The 26,898-nt window shown below is 43.8% G+C and carries 27 protein-coding genes and 1 pseudogene; 26 read left to right on the top strand and 2 right to left on the bottom strand.

The annotated features are described in order from the left end of the window. The first annotated feature begins 14 nt into the window (after positions 1–14). The 4 genes from SM122_RS02415 to SM122_RS02400 all read left to right on the top strand — a co-directional run bounded on the left by SM122_RS02415 (position 15) and on the right by SM122_RS02400 (position 3,795). Positions 15–728: a DUF6572 domain-containing protein gene (locus SM122_RS02415; protein WP_229042370.1), complete on the top strand. Its 714-nt coding sequence runs from the start codon at positions 15–17 to the stop codon at positions 726–728. 471 nt (positions 729–1,199) lie between these two features. Then, the gene (locus tag SM122_RS02410; protein ID WP_324737766.1) at positions 1,200–2,168 is read left to right on the top strand and encodes a DUF6287 domain-containing protein; all 969 of its coding nucleotides are present in this window, start codon (positions 1,200–1,202) and stop codon (positions 2,166–2,168) included. Positions 2,169–2,337: 169 nt separating this feature from the next. Further along, positions 2,338–2,829 carry a hypothetical protein gene (locus tag SM122_RS02405; protein ID WP_003007074.1) on the top strand — a complete coding sequence of 164 codons (492 nt, stop codon included), beginning with the start codon at positions 2,338–2,340 and terminating at the stop codon, positions 2,827–2,829. A 153-nt stretch (positions 2,830–2,982) separates the two neighbouring features. Continuing rightward, complete coding sequence (locus SM122_RS02400; RefSeq protein WP_070589127.1) at positions 2,983–3,795, top strand: PrsW family glutamic-type intramembrane protease; 813 nt, start codon at positions 2,983–2,985, stop codon at positions 3,793–3,795. A 39-nt stretch (positions 3,796–3,834) separates the two neighbouring features. On the opposite strand, the gene mnmE is transcribed toward SM122_RS02400, so the two are convergent. After that, positions 3,835–5,208 carry a tRNA uridine-5-carboxymethylaminomethyl(34) synthesis GTPase MnmE gene (mnmE, locus tag SM122_RS02395; protein WP_037607860.1) on the bottom strand — a complete coding sequence of 458 codons (1,374 nt, stop codon included), beginning with the start codon at positions 5,206–5,208 and terminating at the stop codon, positions 3,835–3,837. A gap of 162 nt (positions 5,209–5,370) precedes the next feature. Here mnmE and rpiA point away from each other — a divergent pair, with 162 nt between their 5' ends. From rpiA to SM122_RS02350, 9 genes are all read left to right on the top strand, one after another. Then, positions 5,371–6,042: a ribose-5-phosphate isomerase RpiA gene (gene rpiA, locus SM122_RS02390; protein ID WP_070589125.1), complete on the top strand. Its 672-nt coding sequence runs from the start codon at positions 5,371–5,373 to the stop codon at positions 6,040–6,042. Between the two features lie 248 nt (positions 6,043–6,290). Then, the gene (locus SM122_RS02385) at positions 6,291–7,502 is read left to right on the top strand and encodes a phosphopentomutase (RefSeq protein ID WP_003003757.1); all 1,212 of its coding nucleotides are present in this window, start codon (positions 6,291–6,293) and stop codon (positions 7,500–7,502) included. A 1-nt stretch (position 7,503) separates the two neighbouring features. Continuing rightward, positions 7,504–8,049: a DUF1697 domain-containing protein gene (locus SM122_RS02380; RefSeq protein ID WP_024056193.1), complete on the top strand. Its 546-nt coding sequence runs from the start codon at positions 7,504–7,506 to the stop codon at positions 8,047–8,049. Between the two features lie 12 nt (positions 8,050–8,061). Next, positions 8,062–8,871: a purine-nucleoside phosphorylase gene (locus SM122_RS02375; protein ID WP_070589124.1), complete on the top strand. Its 810-nt coding sequence runs from the start codon at positions 8,062–8,064 to the stop codon at positions 8,869–8,871. A gap of 4 nt (positions 8,872–8,875) precedes the next feature. After that, entirely contained in the window at positions 8,876–10,108 is a 1,233-nt protein-coding gene (locus SM122_RS02370) for a chloride channel protein (RefSeq protein WP_241672468.1), read from the top strand. Then, positions 10,105–10,818, top strand: a complete 714-nt coding sequence (locus SM122_RS02365) for a type 1 glutamine amidotransferase (protein ID WP_324737765.1) — start codon at positions 10,105–10,107, stop codon at positions 10,816–10,818. The genes SM122_RS02370 and SM122_RS02365 overlap by 4 nt, the downstream gene beginning before the upstream one ends. A gap of 360 nt (positions 10,819–11,178) precedes the next feature. Continuing rightward, a complete protein-coding gene (gene deoD, locus SM122_RS02360) occupies positions 11,179–11,889 on the top strand; it encodes a purine-nucleoside phosphorylase (protein ID WP_003007097.1) in 711 nt (236 codons plus the stop codon). Then, a complete protein-coding gene (locus tag SM122_RS02355) occupies positions 11,889–12,656 on the top strand; it encodes a hypothetical protein (RefSeq protein WP_031575783.1) in 768 nt (255 codons plus the stop codon). The genes deoD and SM122_RS02355 overlap by 1 nt, the downstream gene beginning before the upstream one ends. Continuing rightward, positions 12,657–13,388 carry an NAD-dependent protein deacylase gene (locus SM122_RS02350; RefSeq protein ID WP_023917976.1) on the top strand — a complete coding sequence of 244 codons (732 nt, stop codon included), beginning with the start codon at positions 12,657–12,659 and terminating at the stop codon, positions 13,386–13,388. It begins immediately after the preceding gene. Between the two features lie 38 nt (positions 13,389–13,426). Here the strand turns inward: SM122_RS02350 and SM122_RS02345 are convergent, their stop codons facing one another. After that, positions 13,427–14,335 (bottom strand): LysR family transcriptional regulator, encoded by a 909-nt coding sequence (locus tag SM122_RS02345; protein ID WP_003003594.1) that lies wholly within the window; start codon positions 14,333–14,335, stop codon positions 13,427–13,429. Between the two features lie 241 nt (positions 14,336–14,576). On the opposite strand from SM122_RS02345, the gene SM122_RS02340 reads away from it, so the two are divergent. The 13 genes and pseudogenes from SM122_RS02340 to SM122_RS02280 all read left to right on the top strand — a co-directional run bounded on the left by SM122_RS02340 (position 14,577) and on the right by SM122_RS02280 (position 26,727). Continuing rightward, positions 14,577–16,013 carry a DUF6688 domain-containing protein gene (locus SM122_RS02340; protein WP_049506512.1) on the top strand — a complete coding sequence of 479 codons (1,437 nt, stop codon included), beginning with the start codon at positions 14,577–14,579 and terminating at the stop codon, positions 16,011–16,013. 185 nt (positions 16,014–16,198) lie between these two features. Beyond that, on the top strand, positions 16,199–17,005 hold the full coding sequence (locus tag SM122_RS02335; protein ID WP_324737764.1) for a dihydroorotate dehydrogenase electron transfer subunit: 807 nt from the start codon (positions 16,199–16,201) through the stop codon (positions 17,003–17,005). 10 nt (positions 17,006–17,015) lie between these two features. Continuing rightward, a complete protein-coding gene (locus tag SM122_RS02330) occupies positions 17,016–17,954 on the top strand; it encodes a dihydroorotate dehydrogenase (RefSeq protein WP_155169144.1) in 939 nt (312 codons plus the stop codon). A gap of 176 nt (positions 17,955–18,130) precedes the next feature. Next, the gene (pyrF, locus tag SM122_RS02325; RefSeq protein ID WP_155169146.1) at positions 18,131–18,823 is read left to right on the top strand and encodes an orotidine-5'-phosphate decarboxylase; all 693 of its coding nucleotides are present in this window, start codon (positions 18,131–18,133) and stop codon (positions 18,821–18,823) included. Between the two features lie 391 nt (positions 18,824–19,214). Then, a complete protein-coding gene (pyrE, locus tag SM122_RS02320) occupies positions 19,215–19,847 on the top strand; it encodes an orotate phosphoribosyltransferase (RefSeq protein WP_003007111.1) in 633 nt (210 codons plus the stop codon). A 142-nt stretch (positions 19,848–19,989) separates the two neighbouring features. Then, complete coding sequence (locus SM122_RS02315) at positions 19,990–20,589, top strand: hypothetical protein (RefSeq protein WP_155169148.1); 600 nt, start codon at positions 19,990–19,992, stop codon at positions 20,587–20,589. Positions 20,590–20,644: 55 nt separating this feature from the next. Beyond that, positions 20,645–21,136, top strand: a complete 492-nt coding sequence (locus SM122_RS02310) for a DUF3592 domain-containing protein (protein WP_023917987.1) — start codon at positions 20,645–20,647, stop codon at positions 21,134–21,136. A 148-nt stretch (positions 21,137–21,284) separates the two neighbouring features. Continuing rightward, a complete protein-coding gene (locus SM122_RS02305) occupies positions 21,285–22,787 on the top strand; it encodes a glycosyltransferase family 39 protein (protein ID WP_155169150.1) in 1,503 nt (500 codons plus the stop codon). A 130-nt stretch (positions 22,788–22,917) separates the two neighbouring features. After that, positions 22,918–23,571: a uracil-DNA glycosylase gene (locus SM122_RS02300; protein WP_021153111.1), complete on the top strand. Its 654-nt coding sequence runs from the start codon at positions 22,918–22,920 to the stop codon at positions 23,569–23,571. Between the two features lie 9 nt (positions 23,572–23,580). Further along, a complete protein-coding gene (locus SM122_RS02295) occupies positions 23,581–24,045 on the top strand; it encodes an NUDIX hydrolase (protein ID WP_003003493.1) in 465 nt (154 codons plus the stop codon). Between the two features lie 11 nt (positions 24,046–24,056). Continuing rightward, a complete protein-coding gene (locus tag SM122_RS02290) occupies positions 24,057–25,325 on the top strand; it encodes a dihydroorotase (protein WP_195327119.1) in 1,269 nt (422 codons plus the stop codon). A gap of 14 nt (positions 25,326–25,339) precedes the next feature. Then, positions 25,340–26,126 (top strand): annotated as a pseudogene (locus tag SM122_RS02285) (GDSL-type esterase/lipase family protein). Beyond that, complete coding sequence (locus tag SM122_RS02280; RefSeq protein WP_324737763.1) at positions 26,095–26,727, top strand: YpmS family protein; 633 nt, start codon at positions 26,095–26,097, stop codon at positions 26,725–26,727. Before SM122_RS02285 ends, SM122_RS02280 begins: the two are co-directional and overlap by 32 nt. Positions 26,728–26,898 lie beyond the last annotated feature (171 nt).

The raw sequence follows: 26,898 nt of genomic DNA, 5'->3' as shown, positions 1-26,898 counted from the left end.
ATGCTTTAGAAGTAATGTTTTATTGTGAACATCATCGTTGGCCAAAGGCAGATGAGTTAGATGATTATAATCATTCCAATACGATTGTACATAGAGGCGATGGATTTGTTGTATATGAAACAGATGGTTATTACGAAATTAGCTTCTTTAAAGAAGTTGGAGGAGCTATGGGCCCAGAAGTATGCTATCCCATTACTAAGGAACTAATGGATAAAGCATTTCAATCTTCTAGGGAAGCATATGAGGTGATGATTTATGCCGAAACAGGGCACTGGCCCTTAAGTAAGCAAGATGATATTGATAGAAACTATATACGTAATCATCCTGAAACTATGCTACCAAATATAGAAGATCAACGTGAGTTGTTTGATGTTGAAGAGTTTAAAGCTCTTGTAAAAAAAACTATTGTTTCAGAACTAGAACCTAGCGAACTTGACGCTATTGGTATAGTTGATAATCATTTAGAGCTTCTTCTGGTGGATTCAGTCGGCTGGCAGGAAGAGATAGAAGCAGTCCATCTGGAAATTCTGCAAGAAAAACTCAATAACTATATCTACTTCCTCGAAAGCAAGCAATATGTGGATAGATATGGCGATAGCTTTGATAAAAAAGTCATTCATATCACCTTCCAATGTTCTCCATCGGATAATGGACTATCCTTTCTCACCGCTGTTCAGAAAGTATTGCAACCGACAGATATGAGCTTGAAGGTAGAATTACCGGAGTAAAGAACAACTAAGAAGAATAAAATTAATCAATTTATGAGGGATAAATAATATTAAAGCGAAGGTCAGTCAAAAAATAAGATGGCTAAAAAGTAGACCAAAAGTAGACCAAAAGTAGACCAAAATTTTCTAAAAGCCTATTTTATATTTCGGCAGGGGACAGAGATAGAAAAGAAAACACTGGCAGTTGAACTGCATCCCAAAAGTTAGATTTTTTCTGTCTAACTTTTGGGGAGTAGTTCACTTATGACAGAGTGTTGACGTTTTAGAGCTGTGTTATTTCGAATGATCCCAAAGAAAGAAAAACAAGAAATGATGGTCTAGGAGCTCGATATATTGAGCTTCTTTTTCTTTAGAAATTCAAATAATAATTTTACAGACTTTTATGTCATTAATTTATTTTCCCCCTCCGCTTTTTCTTTGACTCTCCTTTCTTATTTTTCTAAAATAATAGGTATGTGAAGGGAGATTGATATGAAAAAAGGTTTGGTAATTGTGCTTTCTGCTTTGGTCTTGGCTTCGTGTGGTCGTCCCCAGAGGACGGTGTCGCCTAAGAGTTCGGATACCAAGCAGACCAGCACTTCGGAAAAGAAACAGTCTGGTATGGATTTGAAAGCCATTAAGGCTAAGGACTACTCGAGTATCAAGGGGACTTGGATCGATGGTCGTGGCAATGAGCTGGTTTTTGATGACAAGGGCTTGGTCAGCGAGGATGTTGAGCTTGATGCATCGAGCTTTAAGCAGAAGGACCAGATCGCTGAGATGACGGTTAGTGCCAAGTCGGGTGTTGGTGGCTACGGTCTCTTGCTCCTTCCAAAAGGTCAGAAAGCGGGCAAAGACGATGCTTCGGATAAGTCTAAGGATCGGATCTGGGCTGGTCAGTCACCGGCTTATGGCGATGATGACAATTTCTACTATCGCAAGAAAGAGCAACCGAAAGATCGGGAGCAAGTAGATACAGACGATAGCAGTAGTACGTCTAAGACGAGTAAGGCCAAAAAGTGGAATACTCGATCGGATAGCGAGGTTAAATCTTCGAAGAAGGCAGACCAAAATGATTATCCAGGCTACACTGATGCTCAGGTCGAAGCTGCGCGTGTCTGGGCTTATGTGATCAAGTCTGTACCAACAGAATTGAGTATTAATGAGAAGAGTGCTGGTACAAAAATTTACTTTGGTGGGCTAGGAGTGGATTATCCAAAAGATGTGCGTCAGTTGTTTACTCCTATTTCTGCAGAAGGTCATGTGACTTATGCATCCAACGGTGATGGAACAGTGACGATCTATCCTGTTCCGAGTCATTGGCAACAGTCTGCAGATGAACTCAATAGTGAAGAGTTTATGACGCAATTTACCCAAGGGATCTTGGATCATGCGGAAACAGTGACATTGCCAGATGGGGATCCAGATATGATTCGCCAGATTCTAGCAGTACTTAAGTAAGAGAGATTATGGTAGAATAATATTAGATAATAATTTTTTAAACTATTAAAGTTCTAATGACCTATTAGGTTATAAGATTAAAGGTTTGGAATATCTTTTACAGGAAGCTTATGCAATTTTGGTCAATTACAGGTCGTTTTCTACTTGTAAAAATAAAAGGAGAAAATCTATGAAAAAAACTATGTTTGCAACAATGACCATTCTCTCGCTATTTCTGTCATCGTGCGCGCAAAAAGAAGTGAAGAATGAAGACAAAAAAGAGCAGTCTACTGAACAGAATGTAAAAGATTCTACAAAGGAAAGTAAAGAATCAGTGGTCAAAGGGATGAATCAAGCCCCTACCTCATTGGTTGGAAATGAAAAACCTAATGTAGTATTTGCTTATATGCTTCAAAATCAAATCAATGGCGAAATTGAGATGGCGAAAGTGTATTATAATGAAGAGTATGTGATCCTTGTCTTCTCTGTATCAGAAAATATGCTATCTTTAGCAAATATAAATCCAAAAGATTATTGTAAGACGCTTTTTGATTTAAAAGAAGAGATAGTAAAGCAATACAATGCAACTCAAAACAAACCGAGCAGTATAAAACTTAAAATATATGATAAAGATGAGAAGCTCTTGGCGACGGAGGAAAATGGAGCGTTGGTGATTAAGTAACTAAATTTAGTCAACCATTTGTCGCCATCTACGTTTTATATTTTTCTCACTAATCCACATTTATTGTTTTTTTAAGCTGATCCTGTTACAATGATAGTACTCGGAAAAGACTGGGCTTCCAGCCTTTTTCATTTCACTTTAGAAAGGTCTTTTATGAAACGCAAATCGATTTTGTTTCTCTATTTACTCTTGCTAGCGATTGGCTTGGCTTATGAGACCCAGTCACTGACAGAAGGCTGGATGTCTGGTAGCCAGTACGGGATTGTGGGACTTTCAACCTTGATCCTTTTGGTCTATGCAATTCCTGCTGTCTGGGCTCTCTTTCATTTTGCTAAGAAGTGGAAGTTATCTTGGGTACCGGTTCTCTTTTCTTTATTAGGTGGGGGCTTTGTTGCCGGTTGGTTGTCTAGCTTTGCCAATACCTATTTCCATGACATGATTCAAGCGATCGCTCCAAATAGCGACTTTTGGAACCAGTACGAGAGTGCCATCGCTGCGCCACTCTTTGAGGAACCCTTTAAGTTGATTCCTATCTTCTTTGTCCTCTATTTGTTCAGTGTTCGTCGCCTCAAGTCGATCTTCCTCTTGGCGATTGCCTCTGGTCTTGGTTTCCAGATCGTCGAGGACTTTGCCTATATTCGTCAGGACCTGCCGGAAGGTTTCTCTTACACGGTGTCAGGGATTCTCGGCCGTGTGGCCAATGCACCCATGTCTCACTGGGTCTACACAGGTCTTGTCATGCTAGGGCTCTTCCTAATTGTCCAAGCAAGCAGAGGACGCAAGGATTTACGTCTAGCAGGCTGGGGATACTTAGTAGCTGGGTTTGGACTTCATTTTGTAGGGAATTCACCATTCTCACAAATCGTGACCGAGTTGCCGATTGCGATTCCAGTCTTGAATGCTACTGGGCTCTTCCTAATCTACCAAGCTTATCAAACCGTCGAGCGATTAGAACAAGCAAAATAAAACAAAAAATGCGTATGTGTGGAAACATACGCATTTTTGTTATTTTCCAAGACAGAACTGGCTGAAGAGTTGGGTGATGAGCTCATCTGGAGCAGCATCCCCTGTGATTTCTCCGAGGATTTCCCAGGTGCGGGTGAGGTCGACTTGAAGCAGGTCGACCGGCATACCGAGAGCCAAGCCCTCGTTGACCGCTTGCAGGCTTTCAACAGCTTTTTCGATGAGGGAGATGTGACGAGCGTTAGAAAGATAAGTCGCATCTTGCTCAACCAGCCCAGCATTTTCGAAGAAGAGGGCGTTGATCCGGTCTTCGATTTGATCGATGTTTTGATTTTTCAGAACGGAAATCTTGATATGATCTTCCGGCAGTTGGTCGATTTCGATCTTCTCTGGAAGGTCAACCTTGTTGAGGAGGATGATGCGGTTGCTATCTTGAGAGATCTCAAGGAGCTGGCGATCTTGATCGGTCAGGGGTTCGCTAGCATTGAGGACCAGGAGGACCAGATCAGCTTCCTTGAGGGCTTTTTTCGAACGTTCGACACCGATTTGCTCGACGATGTCTTCAGTCTCCCGAATCCCAGCCGTATCGACCAGTTTGAGGGGAACCCCATTGATGTTGACGTATTCCTCGATGACGTCCCGGGTGGTTCCTTCGATATCGGTCACGATGGCTTTTTCCTCGCGAAGAAGATTATTGAGGAGGCTAGACTTGCCGACGTTTGGACGACCGATGATAGCAGTAGAGATCCCTTCACGCAAGATCTTACCGCGACGGGCAGTCTTGAGGAGATTGGTCAAGAGGGCTTCAAATTCACTGGTCTTTTCACGGATGATCTCAGTGGTTGCTTCTTCGACATCATCGTACTCCGGATAGTCGATATTGACTTCGACCTGGGCCAGGGTATTGAGGATCTCTTGGCGCGTGTTGTTAATGAGGTCAGACAGGGAACCATCTAGTTGCTTCACGGCGATGTTCATGGCCTTGTCGGTCTTAGCGCGGATAATGTCCATGACGGCTTCGGCTTGGGTCAAATCGACCCGACCGTTCAGAAAGGCCCGCTTGGTAAATTCACCAGGTTCAGCTAATCGAGCTCCTTCGCGGATGACCAATTGTAGTATTTCATTGGTTACGGCAATCCCGCCGTGGGTATTGATCTCGATGATGTCCTCACGGGTGAAGGTTTTCGGCGAGCGCATGGCCCCCACCATGACTTCGTCGAGAATCTCGTCCTTATCTGGATCCACGATATGACCGTAGTTGAGCGTGTGGCTCGCTACCTTGCTTAAATCTTTCCCCTTGAAGATCTTTTGTGCAATGGCAAAGCTGTCTGTCCCGCTCAAGCGGACGATCCCGATAGCCCCCTCACCAAGAGGGGTCGAGATGGCAGCAATAGTATCAAATTCTTTAGTAATCATGTCATTTCTCTTTTCCTGTAGATTCATCTCTATTCTATCGTAAAGTCAGCGGACGGGCAAGGTTTTGCTTTTAGAACTAAAACTTGGAAAGGTTTTCAAATAATTAGTGAAATCTATTACAGAATATGCTATACTGTAATAGAATATAAAAGGAGGTCTATGATGGTAAACCTAAAAGAACAGGTAGGAATTAAAGCGGCTGAGTTTGTCAAAGACGGCATGATTGTCGGTCTTGGTACAGGGTCAACTGCTTATTATTTTGTGGCTGAATTGGGTCGTCGCATCAAAGAAGAAGGCTTGCAGATCACAGCTGTCACAACGTCGAGTGTGACCTATGATCAGGCTGAAAGTTTAGGCATCCCGCTCAAGGCTATCGACGATGTCGAAGTGGTCGATGTGACAGTGGATGGCGCAGATGAAGTGGATCCTCAATTGAATGGGATCAAAGGTGGCGGTGGTGCTCTCCTCATGGAAAAGATCGTCGCAACCAATTCTAAAGACTGCATTTGGATCGTGGATGAATCTAAACAAGTTGCAACTCTTGGAGCTTTCAAGCTTCCAGTGGAAGTAGTGCAATACGGGGCTGAAAATCTCTTCCGTCACTTTGAGCAAAAAGGTTACCTTCCTGCTTTCCGTCTCGCGGATGATCAACGATTCGTCACTGACCAAGGCAACTTCATCATTGACTTGGACCTCAAGGTGATAGAGGATACAGAAGCTCTGGCAAATGAACTGGATCACACCGTAGGCGTCGTAGAGCACGGTTTATTCTTGAACATGATTTCAAAAGTGATTGTAGGGACACCAGATGGCCCAGTCATCATCGAAAAATAGAGAGTGGGACAGAAATCGGTAATTCGTTAGAATTCGATTTCGTCGTCCCACCTCCGCACAGTTGAGTAGGGCTGTAAAAGCTGATGAAATTAGCGTAGTAGAGCCCACTCAACCACTGCGTCTTGCTCGACAATCCAAAAATAATTGAGAGGCTAAGACTTTTGTCCCAGCCTCGGATCAAACAACGGCTCTCTTCTTATAGGGATATGGTATAATATAGCTAGTTTAATAAAGGAAAGAGGCAGTATATGTCAAAATTTAAACGCATGCACTTAGTTGTGCTGGATTCAGTTGGGATCGGTGCTGCACCAGATGCCAATAACTTTGTCAATGCAGGAGTTCCAGATGGAGCATCTGATACTTTGGGACACATCTCTAAAACCGTCGGCTTGAATGTACCAAACATGGCGAAAATCGGTCTTGGAAATATTCCTCGTGAAGTACCATTGAAGACTGTGCCAGCTGAAAGCAACCCAACTGGCTATGCGACAAAATTGCAAGAAGTCTCTCTTGGGAAAGACACCATGACTGGTCACTGGGAAATCATGGGGCTCAACATTACAGAACCTTTTGATACCTTCTGGAATGGTTTCCCTGAAGAAATCTTGACTAAAATTGAAGAATTCTCAGGACGTAAGGTCATCCGTGAAGCCAACAAGCCTTATTCTGGTACAGCGGTCATCGATGACTTTGGACCACGTCAAATGGAAACTGGTGAATTGATCATTTATACATCAGCAGATCCTGTCCTTCAAATTGCAGCTCACGAAGACATCATTCCTTTGGATGAACTCTACCGTATCTGTGAATACGCTCGTTCCATCACTTTGGAACGTCCAGCTCTTCTTGGTCGAATCATTGCCCGCCCTTATGTTGGAGAACCTGGAAACTTTACACGTACAGCCAACCGTCGTGACTTGGCTGTTTCACCATTTGCGCCAACTGTTTTGGACAAGTTGAACGAAGCGGGTATCGATACTTATGCAGTTGGTAAGATCAACGATATCTTCAACGGAGCTGGTATCAACCACGATATGGGCCACAACAAATCAAATAGCCACGGTATGGATACCTTGATTAAGACCATGGGACTTCCTGAGTTCCAAGAAGGCTTCTCATTTACCAACTTGGTAGACTTTGATGCTCTTTACGGTCACCGTCGCAATGCTCATGGTTATCGCGATTGCTTGCATGAGTTTGACGAACGCTTGCCAGAAATCATCGCTGCGATGCGTGAAGATGACCTCTTGATGATCACGGCAGACCACGGAAATGACCCAACTTACGCTGGTACAGACCATACGCGTGAATACATTCCATTCTTGGCTTATAGCCCATCCTTCAAGGGCAATGGTGTGATTCCAGTTGGACATTTCTCTGATATCTCTGCGACAATTGCAGAGAACTTTGGTGTTGAAAAAGCCATGATCGGTGAAAGCTTCTTAGACAAATTGAACTAAGATGACACGCTTCGCTCTCCTCGTAAGAGGGATCAATGTTGGCGGGAAAAACAAGGTCGTGATGGCAGAGCTTCGAGAGGAGCTCCAAACGATCGAGCTGGATGGGGTAGAGACCTACATCAATAGTGGCAATATCTTCTTTGAATCTGCTGGTTCTAAAGCAGAATTGGTGGATTTGCTGGGACATTTCTTTTGTGATCACTATCCCTTTATCCAGTCTTTTTCTCTCTTTTCAGCTGAGGACTATGCGCAAGATCTCGCTGCTTTACCAGCCTGGTGGCAGGAGGATCTGGCCCGCAAGGATGTTCTCTTTTACACAGAAGGCCTCAATCAGGATGCTATCTGGGAGCTGGTCTCCTCTTTTTCGCTCGGTGATGAAATCATCCATCGTGGGAATCTAGGGATTTACTGGGGCAAATACTCAGAAGAGACCTACACAAAGACCGCTTACCACAGACAAGTCCTCAAGATGCCGGATTACCGCCTGTTGACCATTCGCAATGCCAATACATTTGACAAAATTGGCCAATTTTTAAGGAAATCATAAAGGAGATATGCAATGACATTATTAGCAAAAATCAATGAAACAGCTGCTTTTTTGAAAGGCAAAGGAATGGAAGCACCTGAGTTTGGCTTGATCCTTGGATCAGGTCTTGGAGAACTGGCTGAAGAAATCGAAAATGCCGTCGTAGTAGACTACTCTGAAATTCCAAACTGGGGTCGTTCAACGGTTGTCGGCCATGCTGGTAAATTGGTCTACGGTGATCTTGCTGGACGTAAAGTCTTGGCCCTTCAAGGTCGTTTCCACTTCTACGAAGGAAACCCACTAGAAGTGGTGACTTTCCCAGTTCGTGTCATGAAAGTATTGGGTTGTGAAGGGGTTCTTGTCACCAACGCTGCCGGTGGTATTGGCTTTGGTCCTGGTACTTTGATGGCTATCACTGACCACATCAATATGACAGGTCAAAACCCATTGATCGGTGAAAACTTGGATGACTTTGGTCCACGTTTCCCAGATATGTCTAAAGCTTACACACCTGAATACCGTGAGACAGCTCATCAAGTAGCAGACAAATTGGGTATCAAATTGGATGATGGGGTTTATATCGGTGTGACTGGTCCAACTTATGAAACTCCAGCTGAAATCCGTGCGTATAAGACACTTGGCGCAGATGCTGTCGGAATGTCAACCGTTCCTGAAGTCATCATTGCAGCGCATTCTGGCTTGAAGGTTCTTGGTATTTCATGTATTACCAACTTTGCGGCTGGTTTCCAAGAAGAGCTCAACCACGAAGAAGTAGTAGAAGTGACAGAGCGCATCAAAGGCGACTTCAAAGGATTGCTGAAAGCGATTCTTGCTGAACTCTAATCCAATGAAAGTACGACTCCAAAGGCTGCCCTACGGACTGAGGTTGCTTCTAGCCACCTTATCATTAGGGATCGGGACAGGTCTGGTCGGAATTGCCTGCCATTATCTGCTAGAAGGGGTGCAAGGGCTGGCCTTTGGCCAAGCTAGTTCGGATTTGCTCCAACAATTTCAAGAAGCTGGAGGTCTCCGTAGATTTTTGGTCTTATGTGTGACTGGGTGCTTGGCAACTGGCTTCTGGTATGTCCTGCAAAGGCGTTATCAGATCCTGTCTATTCGTCAGCAAATGGACTTAGCTGGAGACAGGGAACCAGCGCCCTTCCCCCACCTCCTTCATGCAGGGATGCAGGTGGCAATTGTTGGAGCAGGCGCATCGGTCGGAAAAGAAGGAGCCCCACGAGAGGTCGGGGCTCTTCTAGCTGGTCGTTTGGCGAAGGGGTTCTCACTTGCTCTCAAAGAGCGAAAAGTCTTGATCGCCTGTGGGGCCGGAGCTGGTTTGGCTGCGGTCTATCAGGTCCCCTTTGCCAGTAGCTTGTTCGTCTTTGAGACCTTAGGACTCACCTACAGTTGGCAGAATCTTCTACTGGTTTTGACCAGTACTTATCTGGCCACCTGGGTCGCTCAGCCCATCGTTGGTCAGGGAGCCGTTTATCACCTGTCCGCAGTTTCATGGTCGGCTAGCGGCTTCTTACAGGCTATTGTGATTGCTTTCTTAGTCACTCCCTTGGCTCTGGTCTTTGCTTTCCTCGCCAAGCGGGCTAGTCACAAACGGCGGAAGGATTGGACGATTCTTTGGGCTCTTCCTCTAGCCTTTCTAGTGCTGGGGAGCCTAGTAGCTTTTTTCCCTATCTTTATGGGAAATGGCCAGGTACTAGCGCAAGCCCTCTTGTCTAGTCAGCCGATTCCTTATCTTCCACTGAGTCTTGCAGTGAAGGGGCTTCTGGTTTATCTCCTCTTGCGCAATGGTGCTTATGGGGGTACCTTGACACCATCATTTGCCCTTGGGATTGGTTCTGGCTACCTAGTGACCTTGCTTTTGACAGTCCTTGGGATTCATCTGGATCCTGCTCTAGGGATGTTACTAGGAGCGACAGTCTTTTTAGGGACGACCCTAGAAGCTCCTCTGACAGCCATTGCCCTGAGCCTTGGATTTACAGGCCAAACTTGGAATTTGACTATTCCGCTTGTACTTGCGGCTGGTCTGTCATACGTGATTCGAAAGAGATGGGAGAAGAAATGATGAAGGTACATTTTGTACTGCATGAAACCTTTGAAGTGCCGGGCGCTTATCTAAAATGGGCACAGGAGCGTGGCCATCAAGTGACCACGACTAAAGTCTATGAGAATGAAACCTTACCAGAGTCAGTGGATGAGATTGACTTTTTGATCGTCATGGGAGGACCTCAATCACCGGATGAAAATCGGGAAGCTTTTCCATACTACGATCCTCAGGCAGAGATTGAGCTGATTCAAAAAGCCATCAAGGCTGATCGTTATATTGTTGGCGTCTGTCTTGGTGCCCAGCTACTGTCTGTCGCCTATGGAGCGAAGTATGAGCACAGTCCAGAACGTGAGATTGGGGTTTATCCAGTGACCTTGACGCCTGAAGGACTCACAGATCCACATGTCGGTGAGTTTGGAGCAACTCTTGAAACTGGCCACTGGCATGGCGATATGCCCGGATTGACAGAAGATGCTGTCGTTCTTGCGACTAGTCAAGGGTGTCCACGTCAGATGATTCGCTTCAGTCCTAAACATTATGCCTTCCAAGCTCACTTGGAATTTGATCCAGAAGCAGTCAATCTCTTGATTGCTGCTGACGGTGAAGCTGTTTTGGAAGAACAAAGTCAAAAATTGACTTTTGTTCAAAAACCTGAAGCCATTCGTGCTTACGATTATCGAGAAATGAATGCCAAACTCTTTGCGTTTTTGGATTCATTAACAAAATAAATAAAAAAAGAAAGGATGGGTTTACCGTATTCGCTGAACTGAATACGGGCGGAGAACTGTGTAAAAAAGATAAATCCTTCTAGATGCGGTGCATCTTTGTCGGATTTCCTATTTTTACTTTGCCTCTTTCACGCCTATTCTAAAAAAATAAAAAAGAAAGGTAGAGCATGTGTTCTAATTTGAACACGAGCGGAAAGCTCTCCTAATTACTCAATAAAAAAAGAAAGGATGGGTTAACCGTATTCGCTGAACTGAATACGGGCGGAGAACTGTGTAAAAAAGATAAACTGTCTAGCATCTGCGATGCGTCGTCAGTTTCCTATTTTTACTTTGTTCTCTGTCGCCCTTTATATCTTAATTATGTCTATCCATATTGCTGCTAAGCAAGGTGAAATTGCTGATAAAATTCTCCTTCCTGGAGATCCTCTTCGTGCGAAATTTATCGCTGAGAATTTCCTTGAGGATGCTGTATGTTTTAACGAAGTCCGTAACATGTTTGGTTACACGGGTACTTATAAAGGTCACCGTGTTTCTGTCATGGGTACTGGAATGGGGATGCCATCGATCTCTATTTATGCGCGTGAGTTGATTGTCGACTACGGCGTGAAGAAATTGATCCGTGTGGGAACGGCTGGTTCTTTGAATGAGGATGTGCATGTTCGTGAATTGGTCTTGGCACAAGCTGCTGCAACCAACTCAAACATCATCCGTAACGACTGGCCTCAATACGATTTCCCACAAATCGCTAGCTTTGATCTTTTAGACAAGGCCTACCACATTGCCAAAGACCTTGGCATGACGACTCACGTCGGCAATGTCTTGTCATCAGATGTTTTCTATTCAAACTATGGTGAAAAGAATATCGAGCTTGGTAAATGGGGTGTCAAAGCTGTAGAAATGGAAGCAGCAGCTCTTTATTATCTTGCTGCTCAACACCATGTCGATGCGCTTGCGATCATGACTATTTCAGACAGTTTGGTCAATCCAGATGAGGACACAACTGCTGAAGAACGTCAAAATACTTTCACAGACATGATGAAAGTCGGTCTTGAGACCTTGATTGCAGACTAATGGCAAAATTCCTTCATGATGAATGGCTCTACGATCTCCAAAATTATCACTACAGCCGGGCTCTGCGCTCTATCAAGCAGCAGGAAGAAGTACCGGATTTGTTGGTGAGCTTACTGCAGTTAATGGCGGAGCGTCGAGAGCTCAATATCCAACCCGTCATGAATCAAAAGTTGAGAACCGAGTTGCTAGAAGCGACTGGTTTTCAGCTTTTTTGGCATGAAAATCCAGAAAATGAACAGTTGGCCAACTACCTTTATGATCTCGAAGCGAAGTTGAGAAATGAACAGATTATCGACTTTGTTCGTGCCGTTAGCCCAGCCATCTACCGGATTTTTATGCGATTGATTCAGTTGAAAATTCCTGATATTACAAACTATATTCATAACTCCAAAGAGTCCAGTTATGACCGTTGGAAGTTTGAGAGCCTGCATGCGTCCGACAATCCTATCCTGCAGCAATTCCACAGCGAAAGTGTGGTCAATTCGTCCAGTTTGACGGAGTTGATTGTGCAGTTGGATTTGCCAGATAGCGTCAAAGTTGCGGCCCAACAATTGCGGGAGTTAGAAAAATCAGTTCGCAACCCCCTGGCTCACTTGATCAAGCCCTTTGATGAAGAAGAGCTCCATCGGACGACGGGTTTCTCTTCTCAGGATTTTATGAAGAATTTGATTGACCTTGCAAGCTACACAGGAATTCATTATGATCAAGCTAACTTTTATTTTGATCAGGCCAATGCTGTGATGGAAGAGCTACTAAAGGAGAAGTAGATGGATAAGATTGCTCAATTACAGGAGATGATTGACCAGAGTCAACGGATCGTTTTTTTCGGTGGTGCAGGAGTTTCCACGGAGTCAAATATTCCAGATTTTCGAAGCTCAGACGGTGTCTATAGCGTTCAGGTAGGGCGGCATTTGACAGCTGAGCAATTGGTCTCCCATACCATGTTTGAGCGCTATCCAGAGGACTTTTTCGACTTTTACAAGAAATACCTACTCTACCCAGATGCCAAGCCCAATGCTGCCCATCAGTATCTGGCTCGGCTTGAAGAGACCGGTAAGCTCAAGGCAGTGGTGACACAAAATATCGATAGTCTCCATGAAATGGCTGGTTCTAAAAAAGTTTTGAAGCTTCATGGCAGTGCCGACCGCAATTACTGTACGGGTTGCCAGCGATTTTATGATTTGGAGGCCTTTCTAGCTTTGGAAGGCCCGGTTCCACACTGTCTGGACTGCGGCAAGGTTGTCAAACCTGATGTGACCCTCTACGAGGAGCCTCTCGATATGGAGGTCTTTAGCCAAGCAGCCCAAGCCATCCAAGAGGCTGATCTCCTGATTATCGGCGGAACCTCTCTCGTGGTCTACCCAGCAGCTAGCTTGATCCAGTATTTCCAAGGGAAGAAGCTGGTTGTCATCAATAAGACCAGTATCCCACAAGACAAGCAAGCAGACCTAGTTATCGAAGGAAAAATTGGAGAAGTATTTTCTCAATTAAGACCATAAAAAATATCTGAGTGAACATGGATCACTCAGATATTTTTTTACTTATCAAACTTCACTTCCTCAAGCAAGTATTCGATGAATTTTTCTCCCATTTTTGAGAGGGCTGTTTTTTCATGTTTGATGTAGACCAGCTCGATCGGGTCTTCGATATCAAGGGGAATGGAGACGATGTTATTTCCGTTGAGATTGCTGTTGAGGATCCCGGTCGCAATGGTGTAGCCATCTAGACCAATCAAGAGATTAAAGAGGGTCGCCCGGTCACTAACGACGATGGATTTCTTATGATGCTCTTGAGAGAGGATCTCTTCTGAGAAGTAGAAGGAGTTGTGGGTTCCTTGGTCATAGCTAAGGTATGGGAAATCTTCCAGATCTGACAAGTGGACGATCTCTTTCTTGGCAAGAGGATTGGTCTTGCTGACAAAGATATGAGGTTGCGCTGTAAAGAGGTGGGTGGCAATCAGGTGATTATCATCCAGCATCTTAGAGAGGACATCGCGGTTGTAGCTATTCAAAAAGAGTACGCCAACCTCGCTGCGGAAGTTCTTGACGTCATCGATGATCTCCCAAGTCCGCGTCTCCCGTAGGAAGAGCTCGTATTTTTCCATGTCGCTTTTCTTCAATAGTGAAACGAAGGCCTCAACCACGAAGGCGTAGTGCTGTGAAGAGACGCTGAAAAGCTCACGAGAGCCCACAGGATTTTTATAGCGCTCGGACAAGAGGTCAATCTGCTCCACCACCTGGCGGGCATAAGAGAGGAACTCCATCCCATCGCGGGTCAAAGTGATCCCTTTGGGATTTCGGATAAAGATTTCAATTCCCATCTCATTTTCCAAGTCCTTGACAGCATTGGAAAGGCTAGGTTGAGTGATGAAGAGTTGTTTTGCGGCCTCATTCATAGAGCCGGTTTCGACGATTTTGATAATGTATTGTAATTGTTGTATTCTCATGCTTTTATTTTAACATAAAAAAGCGCGTTTTTCCCGTAAAATGTGGTCTTTCAAGGACTGTATGAGAATAAGACAGGCTGAGGTATGTAATAGGAAGTAGGCTAGATCAAATAGTTAAAAAATAGAAGATTGGAAACAAAATCTACATCTGGGGACTGATTTTGATGGAAAAATACAGTTTTGCCTTGCTGAAGGTAAGATCTGATTGATAGAATGGTAAAAAATTGATTGAGGAGATCTTATGAAAAAACTCGTTTCCTGGTATAAGAAAAAGGATAAGGAATTGGAAACCCATTTCACAGCTGGTCTGTTGCAGATCAATTTTGTGACCAATGCTCTGATTCTATTGGCCTTTTACATCTATTTGGTTATTAGTCAGTCGCTCTACGCAATTAAGGATCCATTCATTCAATTTAGTTTTCTTGCTATAGTATCCTTTACGATGGAGGTCTTGCCCTATGGTGTGACCTTAGCCCTTTTTGTTCCCAATATTTTTGTCATTATCTATGGGATCGGTCGGTGGTCTAGCCTCCAGTTCAAAGAAGCTGAAGAAGAAGCTCTCAAAGATCCGGATTTGTTTGAAGATAGGGTGCCAAAGGAAGGAAAAGGGACAAGAGAAGATGACGCATCTCTTATGAAGGAAAAGCAAGAATCACCTAATCCTAAGCCTGTCAAAAAGAAAAAGCAACAGCCTACAATTGTTCTTTGGTTTGGTCTCTTTGGTTGCTTTCTCGAAGCGATTTTCATTTACATCGTCAAGGAGATGACCTTTTACGAATGGAATGAGCCCTTGATCAATTCTCAGAAACATGCCTTGATCTGGTCTGGCGCCTATCCGACCTTCTTTACACTGGCAGCTCTTACTTTACTAGCCTTGATTATCTATTCCTACCGGGATGCGAATTCACTTTCGCCGTTAGCAAATGTCTTCTGTATTAGTGGCATTCTAGGAGGAGTGGTTCTCCTCTTAGTTTTTGATAATCAACTGCAGGTAGCAAGTTTTCACACCTTTTTCTTACTGATCTATTCCATCCATCTCTTATGGGTTCGCATTAAGGAGTGGCAGGAAGATCGAACAGAGATAAGCTATGAGAATCGTCTACTTCAATGGCTCCATCAGCTCTTAAACAAGTCGCGCAACTGGCCATGGCTAGCGGTCCTTATCGCTATTCCAACCCTTGCCCTTGTTGTCCTTGTTCTCATGCTCTTTGGGCAGCAGCCGGATTCCATGATCAAGGCATGGACCAATACAGCTGATTGGGCCTTCTCACAGAAGATCCCTCCTCAGAATCTTATCATTGATGAGCACTATCTCTGTACGGTTGCGGCTGGTGGGCATGAAAAAGTTGTCAAGCCCCAGCGGATGGGCATCCGCCACGGTCATCCAGTCGTTGTCAATCGCCAGCTTTGTATTGCCAATGCCTTTGAACAGGTACTAGAAGAAAAGACGCCGCGATTCCATCGCTTCTTGCGTCGCAATTACGACCGCTATGGCTATCCCTTTGCTAAACACATCAAGAAGAAATGGGCTATGGACCTGATTTACTACCTAATGAAACCCTTGGAATGGCTCTTTTTACTTGTTCTTTATCTAGTTGATCGTAAGCCTGAAAATCGAATTGCCATGCAATACATCAAACCGATCCCAGAAGATTTTGACCCCAAGAAAGCTTCGTAAGCTACCGATTTCTACTTGACAAGCGAGAAGGAGCGCGATATAATGAGACAAATTTAACCTTTAAGAGGTCCAGAGAGGCCTGCAAGGAAAGACGGAATAAAGATCAGCGGACGGAGTCTAGCTGACCATTTGTGGGACCTTGCTTTTGCGAGGTCTTTTTTGCTGAAAGAAAGAAGAGGAAACCAATGGTCAGTGACAGTTGTAAAAAACGCTTTGGCAAAATCATGATGGAGGAGATGGAGCTCGTCGCTCAAGAAGAAATCGCTCCCCGCATCTATTCTATGATCTTGAAGGGGGAAATGGTGGCGCAGATGCTGCCAGGTCAATTCCTTCATATCCGCGTCCCTGATGGGGCCAAGCTCCTTCGCCGTCCGATTTCAATTTCTGAGATTGATCCTGAGACACAGACGTGTCGCTTGATCTACCGCATCGAAGGTGGGGGGACAGCTATCTTTTCCCAATTGCCAATCGGTAGCAAACTCAGTGTCATGGGGCCTCAGGGAAATGGCTTTGATCTCACTAATCTCGGTCAAGGTCAGAAAGCCTTGATCATTGGTGGCGGGATAGGTGTTCCTCCCTTGGTCCAAGTGGCTAAACAACTACATGAGCAAGGAGTAGAAGTCCATTCTGTCCTGGGATTTGCCAATAAAGAAGCGGTGATCCTCGAAGAAGAATTGAAGCAGTATGGGCAAGTCACTATTACAACTGACGATGGATCTTATGGCACAAAGGGATATGTCTCCACCATCGTTGACCAGATGGACCAGGAGTTTGATGCCATCTATTCTTGTGGGGCTCCTGGCATGCTCAAATATGTCAATACCAAATTCCATGACCATCCTCGCGCCTACATTTCCATGGAATCGCGTATGGCTTGTGGGATGGGGGCTTGCTATGCCTGTGTAGTGCATCTGGAAAATGAAAGCCAAGCAGCCAATAAGCGCGTGTGCGAAGACGGACCGGTCTTTGAAACTGGTACAATTGTGATGTAGGGAGGAAAGTATGACAAGCAATCGATTAGCTATATCCTTACCAGGATTAGACTTGAAAAATCCCATTATTCCAGCTTCTGGCTGTTTTGGCTTTGGCCAAGAATATGCCAAATACTATGACTTGGACTTATTAGGATCTATTATGATCAAGGCGACGACTGCTGAGGCTCGCTTCGGAAATCCGACACCACGTGTTGCGGAGACTCCTGCAGGCATGCTTAATGCCATTGGTCTCCAAAATCCAGGCGTAGACGTTGTCTTAGCAGAGAAACTCCCTTGGTTGGCCCAGCATTATCCAGATTTACCGATTATCGCCAACGTAGCTGGTTTCTCCAATGAAGAGTATGCGACGGTTTCTAGAAAAATCTCGCAAGCACCAAATGTCAAAGCGATTGAACTCAATATCTCTTGTCCAAACGTAGACCATGGGAACAACGGCCTCTTAATCGGGCAGGTTCCCGAGTTGGCCTATGATGCAGTAAAAGCAGCAGTGGAAGCTTCCTCCGTCCCTGTCTATGTTAAGTTGACTCCTAGTGTGGCAGACATCACCCAGGTCGCAAAAGCGGCAGAAGACGCAGGGGCCACCGGCTTAACCATGATCAATACCTTGGTCGGGATGCGCTTTGACCTCAAGACTGGCAAACCGATCATTGCAAATGGTACGGGAGGGATGTCAGGACCAGCTATCTTCCCAGTAGCCTTGAAACTCATCCGCCAAGTAGCCCAATCCACTAGCCTGCCCATCATTGGAATGGGAGGTGTCGATTCAGCAGAAGCAGCCATTGAAATGATGATTGCTGGTGCTTCAGCGATTGGGGTCGGGACGGTCAATTTTACCGATCCTTATGCTTGTCCAACTATTATCGAAGACCTGCCACAGGTCATGGATCGAAATGGCATTGACACGCTTGAGAATTTTCGGAAACATGTACGGGAATATTTACTGTAAATCTTTGACTTTTCCCAAATATTGTACTACAATAAATAAAAACCTTTAAAGCAGTCCAGAGAGGCTCCTAAGGTCTAGACGGTGAATCAGGGTAGAAACTACCTAATTTTCGTGTAACCTTGCCTCGGGCAAGGTTTTTTTGTGGAAAAAATGTCACCCATCAAAAGGAGAAAATCATGCGTGAAGAACGTCCTATTATTGCCCTTGACTTCCCAGCTTTCGAGGATGTCAAACACTTTTTAGAGCATTTTCCAGAAGATGAAAAACTATTTGTAAAAATCGGTATGGAATTTTTCTATGCAGTTGGTCCTGAAATTGTACACTACCTAAAAGGGCTTGGACACAGTATCTTCCTTGATTTAAAATTGCACGATATCCCAAATACAGTCAAATCAGCTATGTCTGTATTGGGTACTTTCGGAGTGGATATGGTGACGGTTCACGCAGCCGGTGGTATAGAGATGATGCGCGAAGCCAAAGCAGCTCTTGGTGAAGGAGCTAAGTTGGTAGCCGTAACCCAGTTGACTTCGACCAGTGAAGAAGACATGCGTGATTGCCAAAACATTCAAACAACGGTCCAAGAATCAGTCGTTAATTATGCTCGCAAGGCCCAAGAAGCTGGCTTGGACGGCGTGGTCTGTTCAGCCCATGAAGTAGCCTTGATCAAAGATGCCACTTCATCAGACTTTGTCTGTGTCACACCAGGGATTCGTCCTGCTGGAGCTGAAATCGGCGACCAAAAACGGGTTATGACACCACAGGAAGCCCATAAAATTGGATCGGACTATATTGTTGTTGGACGCCCAATTATTCAAGCAGAAAACCCATGGGACGCTTACCATGAAATTAAGAGACAGTGGAATAGTTAAGAACGTCTAAGAAGCTGCGCTTCAAGACGTTCTACGGGAAGCCCGATAGGGCCTTCCCTAAACTATTCACTAACTTAGTTGAAAGAAAAATATCGTTTCTTTCAACTAAGTGTCGGAATACGTTCGCTACTAAAAGTGGAATTTTTGTAGCTCTACGGGAAGTCTCCTATGGGACCTTCCCTAACTCATTCACTAGATTTAGAGGATAAAAATAATCGTTCTATCCTCTAAATCGTCGGAATAATAATCGCAAGTAAAAGTGGAACTTTTGTGGCTCTACGGGAAGTCCGATGGGACCTTTCCTAACTTACTCACTATCCTGTAAAGTTGTTCTTTAAATCTATTTTGGATTTAATTCGTATATGATTAAAATCGTAAAAAAGGAGTTATCATGTCATTAGCTAAAGATATTGCCAGCCATCTTCTAAAAATTGAAGCTGTTTATTTGAAACCGGAGGAGCCTTTTACTTGGGCTTCTGGAATCAAGTCCCCTATTTACACAGATAACCGCGTGACCCTTGCTTATCCAGAAACTCGTACCTTGATTGAGAATGGATTCGTGGATAAAATCAAGGAAGCTTTCCCTGAAGTAGAAGTGATTGCAGGAACTGCAACTGCAGGGATTCCTCATGGAGCAATTATTGCGGACAAAATGAACCTTCCTTTTGCTTACATCCGTAGCAAACCAAAAGATCATGGTGCTGGAAACCAAATCGAAGGCCGTGTACCACAAGGTCAAAAGATGGTGGTAGTGGAAGACCTGATTTCTACTGGTGGTTCTGTTTTGGATGCTGTCGCAGCTGCGAAACGTGAAGGAGCAGACGTACTTGGTGTGGTGGCGATCTTTACCTACCAATTGGAAAAAGCTGATAAGAAGTTTGCGGAAGCTGGCGTTCAACTCGAAACCTTGTCAAACTACACAGAATTGATTCATTTGGCTGAAGAACAAGGTTATATTACCTCTGAAGGCTTAGATTTGTTACGCCGTTTTAAGGAAAACCAAGAAACTTGGCAAGACAAATAATATAACTGAAGCGTTTCTAACGCTTCTTTTTTATACACTTTTCACTAGTTGGTGGTTAACTTGAAACCCAAAGTAAAATCCTGTATGATAGTAGTAATTGTTTTTATTAGAGGAAGATAAAAACTAATTTAAGGGAGAAAGAATGACAAAAGAACATTATTTGCAATTGAAAAAGGAATTTAAAATTAGATTTACAATTAATGTCGTCCTAGCTATAATCGCTAGTGTATTTTATATTAAGATATTACTCAGCAACTCTCGTGAAGTTCCATATTTTATAATTTGTATTGGTACTCTCATCTTAACCAATCAGTCATTGATTGCACCTGCCTTTTATAAGAAAAAAGCAGCTGAGGAGGAACATCCAGAATGGAAGAATTTATCAACAAAGGGAGTAGAAATTCCTCAGGAAGAAATTCAAAAACGAAATGGGATATCGATCCTAGCTTTCATTATTGTAATTGTTGGATTCTTCATGTTATACCGACCAGCTCCAAAAACGGATGCAGGAACTGAAGTAATCAAAACCGATCGCGAGATTCAGACTGTTCCAGATAGTTCAACAGACAAAGAATCTAGCACGGTCTCTGATTTAACTCCTCAGGATGTTCAAACCTTACAAGAATTGAAGGAAGAGATCGAATCCAATGCCCCATCAGATTCAAACTCATTAGATATCAACAAAGCAAAAGATTTTGCAGAAAAAGCGCAGCAACAGAATTGGTTGAAAAGGGGAGAATAAAAATTTTTCAAGGGATTTGAAACCAACTAGTTTATGTGAAAGGGTAAAAAAATCAATGACAGTAACAATATTCTGGCTTAGCTTGGGCATTCTGAGCCTTGTTTTCTTGATCATGCTGCTCATCTTTTACACCTTGTATCGTCGTGAAATAAAAGTGAAAACAGAATCAACCGCAAAAGTTCTGGGAGAAGTAGTTGCTTTTGATTCCAAAAATCAACTGCTTATTTCCCTGCCTGTGGTGGAGTATCAAGTTGGGGGCGAAAGATACCAAAAGACCTTTACCTACGCTTATTTCAGAGAGACTTCTTCTAAGTCAAGACAAACCAATGTTTTCGATAGAACCTATGTTCTTGGAGCCGGCAAAAATCTGGATTTGCGGATGATATTCCCAATCGGGTCTCCTATGACAGTCTTTTATAATCCAGTCGACCCACAGATCGGTTTTGTCGAACGATATGCTGGCTTAGTCGGTTTCTATAAAATCGGAATGATTCTAACGGTTGGAATTTATCTTGTATTATTATGTATTTTAATTCTAGTATTTTAGGTCTGTTAGTTAAGGTTAAGAGTTAAAAATTGCTTCGATAAAATGAGTATGTTTATAAATTACATTTTAGAACAACTTTTCTTTTCACTTTACAGTTGATAGTCAGTCCAAAACAGCAGAAATGCTGTTTTTTTGATATAATGGAGCTATGTTATCGAAAAGTAAACGTATTCTATTTGGGATGCTTCATGTTGTCATGTTGCTAGTGATGGTCCACTGGTTCTTGATCAGTGTGACCTATCTGAGAGAGATTTCATGGCTAGCCATTTTAGGTGCTGGGTTGCTATTTCTGCTAGCCTGGCTGAAACGCGATGGGCTAAAGAGTGCCTTTGCTTGGTTGACTCGGCATAAAAAAGGCTTCTTGCTTGGAGCGGTTGTCTTTCAGTTGATCGTTATGGTCTGTGCGGAGCTCTTGATCCGTCGGGATGCTGCGGTTGTTTTCAAAGGGGCTTTTGATCTTCTTAAGCAATCCTCTATCACTAACTACCTCAGTCGCAATCCCAATAACATTCCGCTCTTTCTTTACGAGAAGTTTTTCTATGTCTTATTTGGCTCTAGCGGTCTGTGGGTCATGCAGGCTCTCAATATCCTCTATGTCAATCTGGGTGCAGTCCTCTTGTACAAGCTGTCCCAGAAGCATTTCAATCAAAAAACGGCTGATCTGGTCTATCTCTTCTATGTGAGCTTGATCTGTTACTCGCCTTATTTCTATTCCATGTATACGGACATTCCGCCACTTCCTTTGATCGCTCTTCAGTTATGGTGGGCTTTGGATCTATTAAAGGAAGATCAAGCAGTCTCCTGGAAGAAGATTGTTGGCTTGGGGATCTTATCTGGCGTATCCATGTTGATCCGTCCAACGACGATTATTGTCATGATTGCCTTTTGGGCTGTGCTCTTTTTCAGAGGAAATTGGAAGGCCTTTGGAAAGATTGCTACGGTGACGGTCTTGACGACGGGCTTTGTCTTTGCAGGATTGAATACAGCGGTCAATCATCAAACAGTTGTGCCGATTCTGAAAGAAGAAGGACTTGCCAAAGGACCACTCTTGTTTATCAATCTGGGCTTGACGGATATGGGGCATAACCAAGAAGATATGAAAGAAGGCTTGCTAGCCTATATTGATGAGGATAAGCGCTCGGATTACAACAATGGCCTCTTTAAAAAAGAAAATGTGATCAAAGAAATCAAACGCCGTCTCAAGGAATACGGACCGTTCGGTTTGATCGGGCATATCTACTACAAGCAATCCTTGACGGTAGCAGAAGGGACCCTCGGTTGGCTTTACCGAGATGTAGAGTATGAGAAGACGCCTTTTATCAATCCTCTCTATGCACCTCTGACTAAAAATAATGGTTTGGCAAAATGGGTGCGGACCTATTTCCTCAGCATTGATCGACCGCAGTACAAGTATTATGAATTTGTCAAGCAGCTGATCTGGATCGTCCTATCGGCTGGTTTGGTTGGAGCTTATCTCAAACGTCGAGATACAGATGATTTTAACTTCCTTTCCTTAGCGGTCTTTGGTGGTTTGCTCTTCTTAACCATCTTTGAAGGTGGGAAAACCCGCTACCTCATCCAATTCTTACCGCAAATTTTACTAGTCGCTTCGATCGGTCTAGCAGGATTTACCAAGAAAGAAAATACATAAAAGCTCTAGCTTGTTTGACAGGCAGAAAAAGAGGTTGGACAAAATTGTCCAGCCTCTTTTTTATCCAGTGGATCTGCGCCAAATGTGGTATAATGGAAGGTAAGAATTTATTGGATAGCGGAGAGTTTCCATGCAGCATTCACCCTGGCATGAAGCCATCAAGTCCCATCTTCCAGAAGGGTATTTTCACCAGATCAATGACTTTATGAATGAAGTCTATAGCAAAGGAGTGGTTTATCCACCGCGTGACAAGGTCTTTAAGGCCTTGCAGACGACAGAGATGGATCAAGTCAAGGTTTTGATCTTAGGCCAAGATCCCTACCATGGACCGGATCAAGCGCAGGGCTTAAGTTTTTCTGTTCCGGATCATGTACCAGCGCCACCTTCTTTGCAAAATATTCTCAAAGAATTGCGCTCAGATATTGGAGAGAAGCGTTCCCATGATCTGACCTCTTGGGCAGAGCAAGGAGTGCTCTTGCTCAATGCCTGCTTGACAGTGCCAGCTGGTCAGGCCAATGGCCATGCAGGACAAATTTGGGAGCCTTTCACAGATGCTGTGATCAAGGTGGTTAATGAGTTGGAGGAGCCTGTTGTCTTTATCCTCTGGGGATCTTATGCCCGTAAGAAAAAGCCGCTGATTACACAAGATCGACATTTGGTCCTTGAATCAGCTCACCCAAGTCCCTTATCGGCCTACCGAGGATTCTTTGGTTCCCAACCCTTTTCAAAAACCAATCAATTTTTGAAAGAGGCGGGACGCGAGCCGATTGATTGGTTAAGATAGGAGAAAGAAATGCCACAATTAGCAACGATTTGTTACATTGACAATGGGAAAGAATTTCTCATGTTGCATCGCAATAAAAAGCCCAATGATGTCCATGAAGGTAAATGGATCGGAGTTGGTGGAAAATTAGAACGCGGGGAAACCCCACAGGAGTGTGCGGCGCGTGAAATTTTTGAGGAGACCGGCCTTAGAGCCAAGCCAGTTTTGAAAGGGATTATTACCTTTCCGGAGTTTACTCCAGATTTGGACTGGTACACCTATGTCTTCAAGGTAACAGATTTTGAGGGAGAACTGATCGAGTGTAACGAAGGGACCTTGGAGTGGGTACCTTATGATCAAGTCCTCTCAAAACCAACCTGGGAAGGGGACCACACCTTTGTTGAGTGGTTGTTGGAGGATAAACCCTTCTTTTCAGCAATGTTTCGCTATGACGGCGACCGCTTGTTAGAGTCGCATGTTGATTTTTATGAATAAAGGAGAATGCAATGGTTGTCATTAAAAATGGTCGCGTAATGGATCCCAAGACTGGCTTGGATCAAGTCTGTGATCTTCGCATTGAAGGAAAGAAAATTGTAGAGATCGCTGAGAACCTCCGAACGGATGGACAAGAGGTCCTTGATGCCTCAGGTCTAGTGGTAGCTCCTGGTTTGATCGATGTACACGTGCATTTTCGTGAACCTGGCCAAACCCATAAAGAAGATATCCATACGGGTGCTTTAGCAGCAGCTGCGGGTGGGTTTACCCGAGTGGTTATGATGGCCAATACCAATCCGACCATTTCAGATATTCCTACCTTAGAGGAAGTCTTAGCTTCTGCAGCCAAGGAAAATCTCCACATTCATACAGTTGCGACGGTGACCAAAAATTTTGACGGTCAAAACTTGACAGATTTTGGAGGCCTGCTTAAGGCTGGTGCGGTAGGATTTTCAGATGATGGAATTCCCCTTCAAAGCACCAAGGTTGTCCGTGAAGCTTTGGAAGAAGCTAAGCGTCTAGGAACCTTTATTAGTCTGCATGAAGAAGACCCTGAGTTGAATGGTATTCTTGGCTTGAATGAAAACATTGCTAAGGAACACTTCCATGTCTGTGGAGCGACGGGTGTAGCTGAATACTCAATGGCTGCGCGGGATGCCATGATTGCCCATGCGACAGGTGCTCACCTTCATATCCAACACCTTTCTAAGGAAGAAAGTGTCAAGGTTGTGGAATTTGCCCAAGGATTAGGAGCTCATGTGACAGCAGAAGTAGCGCCCCAACACTTTTCAAAAACAGAAAGTCTCCTCTTAACCAAGGGAAGCAATGCCAAGATGAATCCACCCCTTCGCTTGGAATCAGACCGTCTAGCAGTGATTGAAGGCTTGAAGTCAGGCGTCATCTCCGTGATTGCGACGGACCACGCGCCTCACCATGAGGATGAGAAGAATGTTCCTGATATTACCAAGGCACCATCTGGAATGACCGGTCTTGAAACCTCGCTTTCTCTTGGTTTGACCTACTTGGTCCATGCAGGACATTTGAGCCTCATGCAATTGCTAGAAAAGATGGCCTATAATCCAGCACGTCTTTATGATTTTGATGCCGGCTATATTGCTGTGGATGGACCGGCAGATTTGACCCTCTTTGATCCGGAAGCAGATCGCCTGGTATCGGATCATTTCGCGTCAAAAGCTGGAAATTCCCCATTTGTGGGTGAAACATTAAAAGGGAAAGTTGCTTATACTATCTGTGATGGACAAGTGATTTTTCAAGGATAAGCGATCGTATTCATATGAATCTTAAAAAAATGATGCAAGGCTTGGTTTTCTTTTTAACCAGCCTTCTTGTCTTTGTCTTTCTATTTCGTGCTTTGCTACCAACTGCGTCTCCTCGTATGACCAAGCCCAAAACGGCTGCGAAAGAAATTACCTATACTTATGTAGCTCTAGGAGATTCACTGACCAAAGGTGTGGGTGATAGCACCAAACAAGGGGGCTTCGTGCCTATTCTTGCCCAAAGTCTGTCCAATGAAAATGACGGCCAGTACCAGCCTGTCAACTATGGTGTAGCTGGAAATACAAGTGCTCAGATTTTAGATCGACTCAAGAAGCAAACAAACCTTCAGAAGGATCTCAAGAAGGCGCATGTCATGACCTTAACGGTTGGCGGAAATGATCTACGCAAAGTCGTTGTCGATCATCTGAGTGATTTTTCTCTATCAGATATCCGAAAACCGCTCAAGAATTATACAGCTAACCTCAAAGAAATTATCACCAAGGCAAGAAAGGACAATCCTCATCTTCCTATTTCAGACGGCTGTAGATCGTTGGAATGAGACGACGGAAGAAACCATCGCGCAATTTGATCAGGTCTATTTCGTTCCTATCAATGATCTGCTATATAAAGGAATTGATGGCAAAATGGGCGTGTCAGAAATTAGTGACGGGAAGACAACCGTTATCAATGATGCTCTGTATGAAGAGGATAGTTTTCACCCCAACAATACGGGCTATGAAAAGATGAAACAAGCAATATTGGAGAAAATCAATGCCACGAAGAAAACCTGGAGTCAAAAATAATCCTATAAAAGAGAAGATCCCCTTCCTTCAAAAAATCAATATTTGGAAATGGTTGTTTTTAGGCTTGGTCAGCCTTCTCTTAGCTTTTGCTTTCGTCGTGCAAGGACGCTTAGCGACGCCAAGAGAAGATGTTAGCCAGCTTCATCAAGCAGTTGGCACCAAAGATGTCAAAGTTGGAACTATGACAACGACTCGTGATCAACTCAATGATACCATCAAATCGCTTCTGAAAAAATATAAGTTGTCCGACTACAAGGTCTATGCGGATGATCAGCAAATCCTCTTAGAGGGACAGTTGAGTCTCTTAGGAAAGGACTATCCCTTATATATCTACTTTCAACCATCCAAGTTGGAAAATGGGAATATTCTCTTAACAGTGAAGGATTTTTCAGTCGGAACCTTTCAAATTCCACAAAGGATGGTTTTGCAGCTCTTGAGCAAGAATAAAACTATTCCAGAATTTATCCAAATTTCACCAAAGCAGTCTACCATCACCATTGTATTACCAGAAATTGACAATGACTTTGGAATCTATGTCAAGGCCAATACCATTGACCTCTATAACGATAAGATCGTTTTTGATTTGTATCAGAAGAAGTAGGGTGGAAGAGGCTATTCAAATTGAATTCAAAGTCATCTTAAAAACTTTCCTTAGGCTCAATAATTCTGAGTGCTAGAAACAACCGTGTTTCTAGCACTTTTCTCATGACAAAAAGTTTCATTATATGATGTGTTTAAATGATCCTAATTGTTTATATCATTATAATTTTTT

The sequence above is a fragment of the Streptococcus gingivalis genome (assembly GCF_035544715.1).
Taxonomy (GTDB): domain Bacteria; phylum Bacillota; class Bacilli; order Lactobacillales; family Streptococcaceae; genus Streptococcus; species Streptococcus gingivalis.
This window is presented reverse-complemented; position numbering and strand designations above follow the sequence as displayed.

Excerpts from the sequence above, each read along its gene's own strand:
- SM122_RS02290 (WP_195327119.1), top strand. The coding sequence starts at position 24,057 with ATGGTTGTCATTAAAAATGGTCGCGTAATGGATCCCAAGACTGGCTTG.
- SM122_RS02370 (WP_241672468.1), top strand. The coding sequence starts at position 8,876 with ATGAAAGTACGACTCCAAAGGCTGCCCTACGGACTGAGGTTGCTTCTA.
- SM122_RS02280 (WP_324737763.1), top strand. The coding sequence starts at position 26,095 with ATGCCACGAAGAAAACCTGGAGTCAAAAATAATCCTATAAAAGAGAAG.
- SM122_RS02410 (WP_324737766.1), top strand. The coding sequence starts at position 1,200 with ATGAAAAAAGGTTTGGTAATTGTGCTTTCTGCTTTGGTCTTGGCTTCG.
- pyrF (WP_155169146.1), top strand. The coding sequence starts at position 18,131 with ATGCGTGAAGAACGTCCTATTATTGCCCTTGACTTCCCAGCTTTCGAG.
- SM122_RS02315 (WP_155169148.1), top strand. The coding sequence starts at position 19,990 with ATGACAAAAGAACATTATTTGCAATTGAAAAAGGAATTTAAAATTAGA.
- SM122_RS02385 (WP_003003757.1), top strand. The coding sequence starts at position 6,291 with ATGTCAAAATTTAAACGCATGCACTTAGTTGTGCTGGATTCAGTTGGG.
- SM122_RS02345 (WP_003003594.1), bottom strand. The coding sequence starts at position 14,335 with ATGAGAATACAACAATTACAATACATTATCAAAATCGTCGAAACCGGC.
- SM122_RS02305 (WP_155169150.1), top strand. The coding sequence starts at position 21,285 with ATGTTATCGAAAAGTAAACGTATTCTATTTGGGATGCTTCATGTTGTC.
- pyrE (WP_003007111.1), top strand. The coding sequence starts at position 19,215 with ATGTCATTAGCTAAAGATATTGCCAGCCATCTTCTAAAAATTGAAGCT.
- SM122_RS02335 (WP_324737764.1), top strand. The coding sequence starts at position 16,199 with ATGGTCAGTGACAGTTGTAAAAAACGCTTTGGCAAAATCATGATGGAG.
- SM122_RS02365 (WP_324737765.1), top strand. The coding sequence starts at position 10,105 with ATGATGAAGGTACATTTTGTACTGCATGAAACCTTTGAAGTGCCGGGC.
- SM122_RS02400 (WP_070589127.1), top strand. The coding sequence starts at position 2,983 with ATGAAACGCAAATCGATTTTGTTTCTCTATTTACTCTTGCTAGCGATT.
- SM122_RS02350 (WP_023917976.1), top strand. The coding sequence starts at position 12,657 with ATGGATAAGATTGCTCAATTACAGGAGATGATTGACCAGAGTCAACGG.
- mnmE (WP_037607860.1), bottom strand. The coding sequence starts at position 5,208 with ATGATTACTAAAGAATTTGATACTATTGCTGCCATCTCGACCCCTCTT.
- SM122_RS02355 (WP_031575783.1), top strand. The coding sequence starts at position 11,889 with ATGGCAAAATTCCTTCATGATGAATGGCTCTACGATCTCCAAAATTAT.
- SM122_RS02300 (WP_021153111.1), top strand. The coding sequence starts at position 22,918 with ATGCAGCATTCACCCTGGCATGAAGCCATCAAGTCCCATCTTCCAGAA.
- rpiA (WP_070589125.1), top strand. The coding sequence starts at position 5,371 with ATGGTAAACCTAAAAGAACAGGTAGGAATTAAAGCGGCTGAGTTTGTC.
- SM122_RS02340 (WP_049506512.1), top strand. The coding sequence starts at position 14,577 with ATGAAAAAACTCGTTTCCTGGTATAAGAAAAAGGATAAGGAATTGGAA.
- SM122_RS02330 (WP_155169144.1), top strand. The coding sequence starts at position 17,016 with ATGACAAGCAATCGATTAGCTATATCCTTACCAGGATTAGACTTGAAA.
- SM122_RS02405 (WP_003007074.1), top strand. The coding sequence starts at position 2,338 with ATGAAAAAAACTATGTTTGCAACAATGACCATTCTCTCGCTATTTCTG.
- SM122_RS02380 (WP_024056193.1), top strand. The coding sequence starts at position 7,504 with ATGACACGCTTCGCTCTCCTCGTAAGAGGGATCAATGTTGGCGGGAAA.
- SM122_RS02310 (WP_023917987.1), top strand. The coding sequence starts at position 20,645 with ATGACAGTAACAATATTCTGGCTTAGCTTGGGCATTCTGAGCCTTGTT.
- SM122_RS02375 (WP_070589124.1), top strand. The coding sequence starts at position 8,062 with ATGACATTATTAGCAAAAATCAATGAAACAGCTGCTTTTTTGAAAGGC.
- deoD (WP_003007097.1), top strand. The coding sequence starts at position 11,179 with ATGTCTATCCATATTGCTGCTAAGCAAGGTGAAATTGCTGATAAAATT.
- SM122_RS02415 (WP_229042370.1), top strand. The coding sequence starts at position 15 with ATGTTTTATTGTGAACATCATCGTTGGCCAAAGGCAGATGAGTTAGAT.
- SM122_RS02295 (WP_003003493.1), top strand. The coding sequence starts at position 23,581 with ATGCCACAATTAGCAACGATTTGTTACATTGACAATGGGAAAGAATTT.